The organism is Nocardioides marinquilinus (assembly GCF_039543705.1).
Lineage (GTDB): Bacteria > Actinomycetota > Actinomycetes > Propionibacteriales > Nocardioidaceae > Nocardioides > Nocardioides marinquilinus.
In genome coordinates this window covers 1,113,914-1,126,090 of sequence record NZ_BAABKG010000001.1, presented here as the reverse complement: position 1 = coordinate 1,126,090, position 12,177 = coordinate 1,113,914, and the positions used below count along the sequence as shown (strand labels likewise).

Below are 12,177 nucleotides of genomic sequence, written 5' to 3'. Positions count from 1 at the left end.
GCACACCGTAGCGGCGGGCGCCGTCGTCTAGGCCTGGGAGCGCTCGCGCGCCCGCTCGCCCACGCGGGCCCGGCGGACGCCGATCTCGACGCCGACCGCCACGCCGCCGATCAGCAGCAGCACCCCGCCGAGCAGCGAGAGCAGCCAGCCGACGAACGCGGCGCCGCCCGAGTCGTCGGCGCCGAGCAGGAACAGGCCACCGACCAGCACCAGCCCGAGGCCGCCGAGGAGCATCAGCCCCGGGTTGGCGGTGTCGTCGTCGACGGGAACCGTGTGGTTGCTGCCTCGGCCGGTCATGCGCGGACCCTAGTCGCGTCCGGCCCCGGCCTCCAGCACCTCGATCAGCGCATTTGCTTGCCGACGGCAACGATCCGGAAGGTTCCGGCGCCGCTCGCCTCGTGCGACGACGGTGCCGCCCCCAGGATGCTCGAGGACCGTCGAACCCCTCGGTCTCGGGAATCTCAGGAGGACGTTGTCTTGAAGCTCAACCGTGCCGGTGCCGGCCTCGCCGCCGCCGCGCTCACCGCGACCCTCGCGGTCACCACCCCGGGGACGGCGACCGCCGCCCCCACCGCCGACCGGACCAGCGACGCCACCGCGTCGGCGTCCACGTCGGCGGCGCAGCAGACCGTCGCCGAGGAGAACCAGGAGCGCTACGACCGCATCGTCGCCCTGCTGCCCGCCGACTGGGAGCAGCGCCGCGACGAGGCCCGCGGCCGCTTCGGCATCGACCACTCCCCGGTCGAGGACATCCTCGCCGGCAAGCTCGACCGGGCGATCGCGGCGAGCCCCGACGGCGTCATCGACCCGACCGACTACGAGTGCGCGCCCACCGCGCTCGACGCCTACGTCGACACGATCCTCGCCGACATCGACCCGATCACGCTGCTGATCCTCTCGCTCACCGGCGCGCTCGACATGCCGACCTACGAGGCGATCCTCCACGGCTCACCCAAGGACGCCGACTTCGCGCTGCTGCCGGCCTACCAGCAGCGGCTGAGCAGCACCTTCGGCTACGCCCAGCGCTTCTGGGACGTGCGCCTGGACGACGTGCAGCTGATGGCCATGCACGGCGAGATGCTCACCGACCGCAACCGCGTCGCCCGCACGGTGGAGTACCTGTACGGCGTCGGCCCGGCCGACGCCACCGACATCGCCGACGAGATCGTCGCGATCGTCGAGAGCGACCCGGCGCTCGAGGGCGGGGCCAACCCGATCTTCACCCTCAACGCGTTCGCGTTCACCGGTGAGGGCGACCCCGACAAGGCCATCCGCAAGCTCAAGGACAAGATGGTCTTCGGCGACGGCATCCTCGACGCGCTGGCCACCGCCGGCCTGGGTCGCATCGGCCCCGAGGCCGTGCTCGGCCACGAGATGGCCCACCACGTGCAGTACGAGGACGACCTGTTCGACACCGACCTCGAGGGCCCGGAGGCCACCCGCCGCACCGAGCTCATGGCCGACGGCTTCGGCACCTACTTCGTGACCCACAAGAAGGGCCTGGCCGCCAAGCCGAACCTGGTGCTCGAGACCCAGCAGGCGTTCTACACCGTCGGCGACTGCGCCTTCGACAACCCCGGCCACCACGGCACGCCCAACCAGCGCCGCGCCGCGTCGGCGTGGGGCGCCGCCGAGGTCGCCTACGCCGCCAACCCGAACAAGGTGCTGCCCAGCCTGAAGCTGGCGCGCCGCTTCGAGAAGGTGCTGCCCGAGCTCGTCAAGCCCGACGCGCCCGGCAGCATGTCGGCCTACCGGGCGCTCGTCGCGAGCTGACCCGGACGCCGTCCAGCACGGCGCACGCACGACCCGTTCGGCCCCGAGCCCCCTGCGGCTCGGGGCCGTTCGGCGTTGCAACCGGAGTGCAACAGCCCCGGCCCAGGCTCTCCTCCGTCGCACCACGAGGGTGCGCGCACCGTTGACGGAGGAACGATGTCCACCACCCGACCCCGGCGCCTGCGCCGGGCCCTCGCCGCCACGCTCGGCGTGCTCACCGCCCTGGGCGCGACGCAGGTCGTGCTGGCCCAGCCCGCCAGCGCCGGCCAGCTCGGCCTGACGATCGAGATCCAGGGCGCCGGCACCGTCAGGGTCGTCGAGGGCAGCATCGAGGACGGCGGCCCCACCGTGTGCGGCTTCCCCGACGTGCAGGACCAGCGCGAGGTCAACGCCTGCCCGCGCATCCGCGACGAGGAGGTCTTCGCGGCCTCGGTGTGGCTGCGGCCCGAGCCCGCGCCCGGCTGGGCCTTCGACCGCTGGGACCGCTGCGACGACATCCGACAGGTCTCCGACGACGTCTTCGACTGCAAGGTCACCTCGTCCGCCTTCGGCACCAGCGAGAAGTCGGTGCTGGTCCACTTCCGCGACACCGTGCGGCCCGAGGTGAGCCCGGTGACCCAGCACTACTCCACGACGAGGGACCGCACGGTCTCCTTCGACTTCACCATCAACAAGGGGCACGCCGAGTGCCTGTTCGCCGACGCGCGTGAGTGGGTGCGCTGCGAGAGCGGCGTCGAGCACACCTGGCCCGAGGCCGGCAGCTACCGCACCAACATCCGCGCGGTCGACGCCTCGGGCCGCTCCTCGCAGTGGCAGCAGCTCGACTCCTACGTCATCGACACCGACGTCACGAGCGGCCCGCCTGCCGTGGTCGCGGGCCGCGCGGCCGAGTTCGTCGTCCACACCCGCAACGGGCCGGACCTACGCTGCCAGGTCGACGGCGGGCTCGTCTTCGCCTGCGGCCAGAGCGGCGCGGCGTTCACCGTCACCGTCGACACCGACGGCGCCCATACCCTGGTCGTCTACGGCGAGAGCCTGTTCGGCCGCGACTGGACGCCGGCCCGCTGGTCGTGGACGGTCGACGAGACCGGCCCCGACACGGTCGCCCAGCCGCCGGTCGCCATCGGGCCCACCTCGGTCGAGGTGCCCTTCACCGGTGACGCCGACACGGCGTGGTTCGAGTGCCGCCTCTCCGACGCCGTGTCGACCGGACAGTGGCTGCGCTGCGAGTCGCCGGTGCGGTTCTTCGACCTCGCCGACGGCGCCTACGTCGTCGAGGTGCGCGCGGTCGACGCGCTCGGCAACCCCGACGCCACCCCCGCCCGCCAGGACTTCACGATCACCGCGCCGGTCGACCCGGCGCCGGTCACCCCCACCACCGGCACGGTCGTGCGGGTCGTGGACGCCGACACCGTCGTCGTCCAGGCGGGCACGCGCCGGCTGACCATCGATCTGGCCGGACTCGACCAGCCGAAGGTCGGGTGCCACGGCCGCCGCGGCACCGCCGCGCTGCGCACCCTCGCCCCGGTCGGGTCGACCCTCCGTCTCGTGCCCACGGGCGCGTCCGAGAACGCCGGGGCGAGCCCGTGGACCGTGCTCGCCCGCGGCACGGACCTGGCCCTCGCCCAGCTCAGGGCCGGGCACGCCACCTTCGCCCGGTCCGAGGCGCCCGCGACCAGGCGCGCCGGGTACGCCGCCGCGCAGCAGACCGCTCGCCGAGCGCACCGCGGGCTGTGGGGATCCTGCTGACCCGCCGCCCGCGCCGCCGCTCCCGCCTTCTGGGCAAAAGCGCGCGCCGCGGGCGGCTCCGCTTCCTACGATGGCCCGCGTCGTCGTTGAGGGATGGGGAGCTCGTGGAGCGGGTCGTGTCGTGCCGGGTGCTGGGGGTGCCGCAGGTCGAGGTGGGCGGGGCGGTCGTGCCGCTCGGGTCGCCGTTGGCGGTCAACGCGTGGTGCCAGCTGGTCGCCGCGCGCGGACGCCGCGTGAGCGACGACGCCCTCGTCGACGCGCTGTGGGAGGACGAGCCCCCGGCCGCCGCCCGCGGGTCGCTGCGGGTCTACGTCACCCGGTTGCGCAACGCCATCGACCCGCAGCGCCACGGCGTGTTCACCCGTGAGCACGGCGGCTACCGCCTGCCCCCCGAGCTGGTCGACACCGACGCCGCCCGGTTCGAGGCGGCGTGCGAGCAGGCGCTCGCCCTGCCCGCCGACCCGGCCGGCGCCGCGGCCCGGCAGGCCGCCGTCGACGCCGCGCTCGCGCTGTGGACCGGCACGCCCTACGACGGCGTCCCCGACCGCTGGCACGTCGCCGACGAGCGCACCCGGCTGCTCGACCTGCACGCGCTCATGGGCCGCACCCGGCTGCAGGCGATGGTCGACGGCGGCGACGCCGCCTCGGCCGTGCCCGCGCTCACCCGCCGCGCGGCCGACCACCCCACCGACGAGGCCGGTCACGCCCTGCTCGCACTGGCGCTCTACCGCGCCGGCCGGCAGGCCGAGGCGCTCGACGCGCTCCGGGCCGCCCGCACCCTGCTGGCCGACGAGTGGGGCCTCGACCCCGGGCCCGCGCTGACCCGGCTCGAGGCCCGCATCCTGCAGCAGGACCCCGACCTGGACGTCGTGACCGGCGGCGGCGTCGCGGCCCCACCGACGACCGGCGCGGCGACCGAGGAGCCGACGCCCGACCTCGTCGTCCGGCGCAGCTCGCTGCCGGCCCCCTTGACCTCGTTCGTCGGCCGCGGTGCCGAGCAGCAGCGGCTGCGCCGCCTGCTCGACGAGCACCGGCTGGTCACGGTGGTCGCGCTCGGCGGCACCGGCAAGACCCGGCTGGCCCTCGAGACCGCCACGTGGATGGTGGCCGACGACGGCCCGTGGTTCGTCGACCTCGGCGGGCTGCACGAGCCGACGCTGCTGGCCGAGACCGTCGCCACCTCGCTCGACCTCGTGCCGGGCGCCGGGCTGCCCGGTCTGCAGCAGGCCCTCGCCGCGCGCGACCTGCTGCTGGTGCTCGACAACTGCGAGCACCTCGCCGACGACGTCGCCGCCTTCGCCGACGAGCTGCTCGCCGCCTGCCCCGGCGTCCGGCTGCTGGCCACCAGCCGCGTGCCGCTCGGCGTCGCGGGCGAGCAGGTGCTCGACCTCGCCCCGCTCGACGCCGGCACCGAGGCGGTCGAGCTGTTCGTGGCCCGTGCCGCGGCGGCCGGGGCACCGGCGTCCGACCTCGAGCGGCGTGACGTCGTCGAGGGCGTCTGCCGCGCGCTCGACGGTCACCCGCTCGCGGTCGAGCTGGCCGCCGGCCAGTGCCGGCTGCTCACCGTGACCCAGGTGGCCGAGCAGCTCGACGACCGCTTCGACCTGCTGCGCGAGCACCGCTCCGGCCGCGGCCGGGCCACGCGCGGCGCCTCGCTGGGCGCGGTCGTGGCCTGGAGCGTCGACCGGCTCGAGCCCGCCGACCGCGACCGGTTCGAGCGGCTCGCGGTCTTCGACGGCGGCTTCGACCTCGCCGGCGCGCAGGCCGTGTGCCCCGGCCGCGGACTGGTGTCGGGGCTGCTCCAGCTGCGCGACACCGGCCTGCTCGAGGTGCTCGACGAGCCGTCCGGACGCCGCTACCGCATGCTCGAGACGCTGCGCGCCTACGCCCACGAGACCGCCGCACCCGAGGTGCTCGCCGAGGCGCGGGACGCGCACCTGCGCTGGGTCGTCGACCTCGCCCGCGCCGCCGGCGCCGAGCTGCGCGGGCCCGGCTCCCGCGCCTGGGCCGACCGGCTCGAGCTCGAGATGCCCAACGTGCGCACCGCCCTGCGCGCGGCCGCCGAGGCCGGCGACGGGCTGGCCGCCCGCACGGTGGTCGGCGAGCTGGCGTGGTTCTGGTTCCGCCGCGGCTACGTCGGCGAGGGGCTGCGGTGGTCGGGCGAGGCGCTCGCGCTGCCGACCGCCGACCCGGACGACGAGGCCGGCGAGGCGTCCGAGACCGCCGCCGACGACGCCCGCTCCACCGCCCGCGCCACGCTCTGCCACGGCCTGATGAGCTACCTGGCCGGCGACCTCGCCAAGGTGGCCGAGCTCTCGACCGGGGCGCTCGAGCAGGCCCGGGCCTGCGGCGACGCCACCACCGAGGCGTTCGCGTCGGCCTACATGGCCTACCTGATGGTCTTCACCGGCGACGCCGAGCAGGCCCGTGCGCTCATGGCCGCGGCCGAGCAGGTGGCGGCGCGCGCCGCCGTCTGGAGCACCGCCGACACCCTCATGCTGCGCGGCCAGCTGCAGCGCGCGCTCGGGGAGCCCGAGGCCGCCGTCCGGACGTTGGAGGAGTCGGCGCGGCTGGCGCACGAGGTGGGTCACGACTGGTGCCACGGGTCGGCCCTGTGGAACGCCGGCAAGGTCGCCTTCGACGCCGCCGACTACGAGCTCGCGGCCGAGCGGGCCGCCGAGGCGGTGCGCATCCAGGAGGCCGCCGGCGACCTCACCTCGTGGCTGGTCTGCCTGCTGCTGCTGGCCGCGTCGGTCGGCGCCTCCGGCCGCCAGGAGCAGGCCGCCGAGCTGCTCGGCGCCGTCCGGGCGCACGGCACGCGCATCGGCTTCGACCCGGCCGCCATGGACTTCCTCGACAGCCCGGCGCACCTGGCCGCCGTCCACGACGGGCTCGACCCCGACCTGCTCGCGGCCGCCGAGCGGCGGGGCGCCGACCTCGACATCGAGGAGGTCGCCGCGCTGGTGGGACGGCTGGTGCCCGCGGCGGCCTGAGCGGCCGACCACCCGCGACCGGCCGCATGCAGGCGGCCGGGGCGGGGCACCGGGCCCCATGGTCTCGCCCTGGCACGCCCGTCATCCCCGCACGCCCGAGGTCGGTCCGCTGGCCGGCCACGCCGACGTCGTCGTCGTCGGCGCCGGACTCACCGGACTGACCACCGCACTGCTGCTGGCCCGCGCCGGCCGCGCCGTGACCGTCATCGAGGCGCGGCAGCTGGGGGCGGGCACGACCGGCGGCAGCACGGCGAAGGTGAGCGTGCTGCAGGGCACCCGTCTGTCGAGCATCGCCCGCAAGCAGCCGCACGACCTCGTGCAGGCCTACGCCGACGCCAACCTCGAGGGGCAGGCGTGGCTGCGCCGGTTCTGCGACGACCACGGCGTCGAGGTCGAGCAGCGTGACGCCTACACCTTCGCCTGGAGCGGCCACGGCGCCGACCAGGTGCGCGAGGAGGTGCGGGTCGCGCGGTCGGTCGGGCTGCCCGTCACGTGGGTCGACGACCCCGGGCTGCCGTTCGCGACCGCCGGCGCCGCGCACCTGCCCGACCAGGCGCAGGTCGACCCGATCGGGGTGCTCGAGGCCCTGGCCGCCGAGGCCGAGCGGCACGGCGTCCGGCTGGTCGAGGGGCACCGCGTGCAGTCGGTCGACGGACGACGTCCGCTCCGGGTGCGCAGCGACCTCGGCGAGATGACCGCCGACGTCGTCGTCCTCGCCACCGGCATGCCGATCCTCGACCGCGGCGGCTTCTTCGCCCGGATGACCGCGCAGCGCTCCTACGGCCTGGCGCTGCGCACCGACGGGCCGGCGGTGCCCGCGATGTACCTCTCCGCCGACGAGCCGTCGCGCTCGCTGCGCGACGGCGACGGCGGCTCCGCGCTGCTGGTCGGCGGCGCGGGCCACCCGACGGGGCGCGCCGCCTCCCCCGCCGAGCACCTGCAGGCGCTGCGCGAGTGGACCGCCGAGCACTACCCCGACGCCGAGGAGACGCACGCCTGGTCGGCGCAGGACTACGTGCCCGCCCGCGAACTGCCCTTCGCCGGGCCGATCGTGCCCGGCCAGGGGCGGCTGCTGGTGACCGGCGGCTACGCCAAGTGGGGCATGACCAACGCGGTGGCGGCGGCGCTCGCCATCACCGGCCGCCTCACCGGTGGCCACCAGACGTGGGCGCGGGCCTTCGCGCCGTGGCGTCACGAGCTGCGGGGCGCGCCGTCCGCGGTGGGCACGAACGTCGAGGTCGGCGCGCGGCTGGTCGGTGGGTGGGTGCGGCCGCTGCTGGCCGGCAGCCCCGAGCTCGAGGAGGGCGACGGCGTGGTGCGCTACGACGGCGTCGGGACGCCGGTCGCCCGCTCGCGCGTCGGCGGCGTCGAGGAGTCGGTCTCGGCCGTGTGCACCCACCTCGGCGGCGTCGTCCGCTGGAACGACGCCGAGCGCAGCTGGGACTGCCCCCTGCACGGCTCCCGCTTCGCCGTCGACGGCGCCGTCCTCGAGGGCGCCGCCACCTGCGGGCTGACCCGCAAGCAGTAGCGAGAGGCCTCCACACGACGAGGTCTCGAGGCTCGGCCGTGGCCGGCCTCGCACCTCGACCATCGTCATCTCCACGATGGTCGAGGTGCGAGGAGCCCCGGCGACGAGCCTCGAGACCCCTGGCCCGCCACGGCCGTGCCGGGCGGAGGTCGCGCCGTCAGGCGTCGGGCGGGGGCGTGCTGCCGGGCGGGCCGAGGAGCAGCATCTCGACATCGGCGTCGCGGTAGACGGCCTGCACCGTCAGGCCGGCCGGGGCGACCAGGTCGGTCAGCCGGCGGTGCACCGCGGGCCCGTCGAGCGGCCAGCCACGCATCTCGTGCCGCCAGTGGGCCAGGACGACGACGCCGTCCGGCGTCCGGGTCGCCACGACGCGCTCGGCGAACCGCTCGAGGGCGGAGGGGCTCAGGAAGTAGCCGACCTCGGAGCAGACCACGAGGTCGAAGCGGCCCTCGGGCCAGTCGTCGGGGACGTCGCCGGTCCGCAGCTCGACGTGGTCGACGCCGGCCAGCCGCGGCCGCGCCCGGGCCAGGGCGTGCTCGCTGCCGTCGATCGCCGTGAGCCGCTCGCACCGCGCGGCGAGCACCGCGGCGAGGGCACCGGTCGAGCACCCGACCTCGAGACCGTGCGCGAAGCGGCGCCGCGGCAGCAGGGCGGCCACCAGGTCGCGCTTGCGCTGCTCGTACCACCGCCCGTCGACGTCCCACGGCTCGGCCTCGTCGCGGTGCAGGTCGTCGAGGACGGCGTCGGTCGGCGCCTGCCGGCGCAGCCGCCCGGTGGCCGGGTCGGGGACGGCGAGGTCGGCACCGGTGCGGTGGGCGGCCGCCGAGGCCGCCCGGGCCGCGGCGGGGTCGGCGGGCGCGACCACGAGCGCGCCCCGGCCGTCGCCGAGCAGGTCGACGACCGCCTCGGTCACGTCGTCGACCTCGTGGGCGTCGAGGGTCACGACGACGATCCGGTCGGTCACCACGGGGCTCCGTCGAGCAGCAGCCGGCCGAGGGCCACGTCGTCGCGCTCGGCGTGGTGCTGGCGCAGGTAGAGGGTCAGGTCGGCCACCCGCGCGGCGTGGTCGGCCTCGGCGGCGAGCGGACCCGGCCCGAGCGCGTGGCCGACGCGGGCCAGCACCTCCTCGGCGGCGCGGGCCACGACGCCGCGCACCCGCTGGGCGAGGACGGCGCCGGCTGCCCCGGCCGCCCGGCCGGCGTCCACGTCGTCGGCCGCGGCGGCGAGCACCCGGCCGGCGCCGTGCAGCGCGACGTCGACCGCGCCGAGGTGCAGCAGGGCGACGTCGTCCGGCGGACGGCGGTCGGCCTGCTGCCGCAGCCGCCGGGCGAGGCCCACCGCGCCGCCGAACCAGACCGCGGCGACGCCCATGCCGCCCCACGCGAAGCCGTCGCGTCGCAGGTACCAGCCCGGGTCGCCGACCGGCGTGGCCGGCGTCGCGTCGAAGGAGACCCCGGTGCTGCGCACGCCCGGGAGGCCGTGGGCGGCCCACTCCCCCGGCGCCGCGCCCGCCGTCGGGTGGCGCAGGTCGACGGCGAACAGCTGCCGCGCCTCGCCGACCCAGCCGGTCACGAGTGCGTGGCTGAGCCGGTCGGCCAGGGAGCACCACGGCTTGGTGCCGCGCAGCACGCCGTCGGACGCCTCGACCCGCACGCCCGGTCCCTCCGCCGCGAAGACACCCCAGGTGGAGCCGTCGGGCGGTCGCGGCCACGGGCCGTGCTCGGCGAGGACGGCGAGCGCGTCGAGGTGCGGCTCGACCACCCGCGCGGCCTGCAGGTCGGCGGCCCCCAGGGTGGCCAGCACCTCCCACAGCAGCCGCGTGCGCCCCGACCCGGGCCGCGGCACGCGCGGACCCAACCACGTCGCCAGCCCGAGCGCGGCGTCGACGTCGCGCCCGACCTCGAGCCGCAGCAGGTCGTCGTCCGCGGAGGGGCCGGGGGCGAGCCGGACGGGCTCGGTCGTCACGGTGTCGATGGCTCCACCCTGTCACCGGCCGCGACCGCCGACTCCCTCGCTACGGGTGGACGGGGCGGCTCCGGGTGGCGCTACCGCACGGTGCGGCGGAACAGGTCGAGCAGGCGGACGGCGTGGTGCCGGGTGCGGCGCTCCTCGCCGAAGTCGGCGCATCGGTGCTCGCGGGAGGCGAGGTCGCGGAACCCCATGGACCACTCGGGGAAGGCCCGCTCGCCGACCGTCTCGTCGACGAGCACGGTCACGTCGTGATGGCGCCCGTCGCGGGCGATCTGGGCGAAGGTCCGCTCGACCGCGGGGGCCGGACCCTCGATCACCTGCATGATGTTGCCGCCGCTGTAGAGCAGCATCCCGGACAGCTCGAGCTCGGCGTTGCGGGGACGGACCGCCTCGAGCATCGCGAGCAGCTCGCCCCCGGTGAGCAGCGCGGTGGCCGAGCTGACGTAGGTCAGCGAGCGCAGGTCGGCGTCGGCGTCGGCGACGTCCATGGAGCCGAACCTAGACCGCTCGGATCGGGCGCCCCAGGTCCGATCGAACGAATTTCTTGACAGGTCGTAACTTTCTTTGACCACAATCGTTCCTCGGGTACTCCACCCCCCACCGTCCCTCCTGGAGCTGCCGTGAACGGTCAATCCTGCGCGCCCTCAAGGCGTCCCCGGCCCCGTGCCGGGCTGTCCCTCCTCCTCACGCTCGGGCTCGCCACGGCGCTCGCGCTGGCCGTGCCACGCACGCCGGCGCAGGCGGCGCCGTTGCCCGCCACCTACGCGGGCACCGCCCACGCCGACGTCCTCGGGCTCGACGCGAGCCTGCTCGGCCTCACGGTCGCCGGCCTCGGCATCGGGCACTCCCAGGTCGTCACCAACTCCGCGGGGTCGCCCGACGTGCGCGCCTCCAGCGCCAACGCCGACATCGCGGTCGGCGGCACACCGGTGCCCATGGGCCGGCTCGAGGCCACGGCACCGGGTGACCCCGGCCCGAAAGGGGGCACCCTGGCCGACATCCCGCTCGACCCCGTGCTGGGCGTTGACGCCATCACCTCGGTGGTCAGCGCGAACTACACCGACGACCTGACCTGCCTGCCCGCGGTGAACGGCGAGCGCCTCCTGGGCTCGGCCTTCACCAAGGTGGCCGGCGCGCGGCTCCTCGGGGTCGCCGGCCTCGGCAGCACCCTCGAGGCCGACGCCTCCGAGACCACCTCGACGACCCGCCTGGTGACGCAGCCCGGCGGCGGCGACGCCGTCGTCTCGCGCTCGCAGACCAGCGTCGGCGCCATCCGGCTGCTCGGCAACCGGGTCACGGTGCGGGTCACCGACCCCGTGGTCCTGACCGCTCGCAGCGACGGGACGACGTCGCCGCAGGTCACCTACTCCGACCCGCTGGTCACGGTCACCGTCGGCACGTCGACGCCGATCAACGTGCGTCCCAGCTCGGGCCGGGTCGCCATCCCGATCAACCTGCCCGGCGTGAGCATCAGCCTCGGCGTGCGCGCCTTCGCGCCCACGGTCACCAGCAGCGGTCGCACCGCCTCGGCCACCCTGTCGGCCATCCTCGGCATCGACCTGACGATCACCGGTCCCCTGAACGTGCGGCTCGCCACCGTCAACCTCGGCGTCGGCGCGAGCTCGGTCAGCGCGACCGCTCCGGCCGGCGGCGTGGAGTGCCCCCAGCCCGACGGCGACGGTGACGGCCTGACCGACCAGCAGGAGGCGCAGCTGGGCACCGACCCGGCCGATCCCGACAGCGACGACGACGGCCTCACCGACGGCCAGGAGGTCAACGACACCGGCACCGACCCCCTCGACCCCGACTCCGACGACGGCGGCGTCAAGGACGGCGCCGAGATCGCCAACGGCACCGACCCCAACAACGGCGCCGACGACTTCCCCGGCGACCCCGACACCGACAACGACGGCCTCACCGACTCCGAGGAGGCCACCGCCGGCACCCTCCCGAACAACCCCGACACCGACGGCGACGGACTGCTCGACGGCCAGGAGGTCAACGACACCGACACCGACCCCCTCGACCCCGACAGCGACGACGGCGGCGTCAAGGACGGCGCCGAGATCGCCAACGGCACCGACCCCAACAACGGCGCCGACGACTTCCCCGGCGACCCCGACACCGACAACGACGGCCTCACCGACTCCGAGGAGGCCACCG

The 12,177-nt window shown here is 75.9% G+C and carries 8 protein-coding genes and 1 pseudogene; 5 read left to right on the top strand and 4 right to left on the bottom strand.

Translation table 11 applies throughout. The features are described 5' to 3' along the window. Nucleotides 1-27 precede the first annotated feature (27 nt). Nucleotides 28-297: a hypothetical protein gene (locus tag ABEA04_RS05390; protein ID WP_345455293.1), complete on the bottom strand. Its 270-nt coding sequence runs from the start codon at nt 295-297 to the stop codon at nt 28-30. 180 nt (nt 298-477) lie between these two features. Here ABEA04_RS05390 and ABEA04_RS05385 point away from each other — a divergent pair, with 180 nt between their 5' ends. From ABEA04_RS05385 to ABEA04_RS05370, 4 genes are all read left to right on the top strand, one after another. Further along, nucleotides 478-1,773 (top strand): hypothetical protein, encoded by a 1,296-nt coding sequence (locus ABEA04_RS05385; RefSeq protein WP_345455291.1) that lies wholly within the window; start codon nt 478-480, stop codon nt 1,771-1,773. A gap of 156 nt (nt 1,774-1,929) precedes the next feature. Continuing rightward, nucleotides 1,930-3,522 (top strand): thermonuclease family protein, encoded by a 1,593-nt coding sequence (locus tag ABEA04_RS05380; RefSeq protein WP_345455289.1) that lies wholly within the window; start codon nt 1,930-1,932, stop codon nt 3,520-3,522. Between the two features lie 104 nt (nt 3,523-3,626). Then, nucleotides 3,627-6,515 carry an AfsR/SARP family transcriptional regulator gene (locus ABEA04_RS05375; protein ID WP_345455287.1) on the top strand — a complete coding sequence of 963 codons (2,889 nt, stop codon included), beginning with the start codon at nt 3,627-3,629 and terminating at the stop codon, nt 6,513-6,515. Between the two features lie 58 nt (nt 6,516-6,573). Beyond that, nucleotides 6,574-8,043, top strand: a complete 1,470-nt coding sequence (locus ABEA04_RS05370) for an FAD-dependent oxidoreductase (RefSeq protein ID WP_345455285.1) — start codon at nt 6,574-6,576, stop codon at nt 8,041-8,043. Nucleotides 8,044-8,200: 157 nt separating this feature from the next. Here the strand turns inward: ABEA04_RS05370 and ABEA04_RS05365 are convergent, their stop codons facing one another. The 3 genes from ABEA04_RS05365 to ABEA04_RS05355 form a co-directional block, all read right to left on the bottom strand. Continuing rightward, nucleotides 8,201-9,007: a class I SAM-dependent DNA methyltransferase gene (locus ABEA04_RS05365; protein ID WP_345455283.1), complete on the bottom strand. Its 807-nt coding sequence runs from the start codon at nt 9,005-9,007 to the stop codon at nt 8,201-8,203. Next, nucleotides 9,004-10,008, bottom strand: coding sequence for an acyl-CoA dehydrogenase (locus ABEA04_RS05360; RefSeq protein WP_345455281.1), 1,005 nt, complete (start codon nt 10,006-10,008; stop codon nt 9,004-9,006). The genes ABEA04_RS05365 and ABEA04_RS05360 overlap by 4 nt, the downstream gene beginning before the upstream one ends. An 80-nt stretch (nt 10,009-10,088) precedes the next feature. After that, entirely contained in the window at nt 10,089-10,502 is a 414-nt protein-coding gene (locus ABEA04_RS05355; protein WP_345455279.1) for a BLUF domain-containing protein, read from the bottom strand. A 261-nt stretch (nt 10,503-10,763) separates the two neighbouring features. Here ABEA04_RS05355 and ABEA04_RS05350 point away from each other — a divergent pair. Beyond that, nucleotides 10,764-12,177, top strand: a pseudogene (locus tag ABEA04_RS05350) (hypothetical protein); the annotation flags it as partial.

Coding starts and splice junctions, on each gene's coding strand:
- ABEA04_RS05370 (WP_345455285.1), top strand. CDS start 6,574: ATGGTCTCGCCCTGGCACGCCCGTCATCCCCGCACGCCCGAGGTCGGT.
- ABEA04_RS05380 (WP_345455289.1), top strand. CDS start 1,930: ATGTCCACCACCCGACCCCGGCGCCTGCGCCGGGCCCTCGCCGCCACG.
- ABEA04_RS05390 (WP_345455293.1), bottom strand. CDS start 297: ATGACCGGCCGAGGCAGCAACCACACGGTTCCCGTCGACGACGACACC.
- ABEA04_RS05355 (WP_345455279.1), bottom strand. CDS start 10,502: ATGGACGTCGCCGACGCCGACGCCGACCTGCGCTCGCTGACCTACGTC.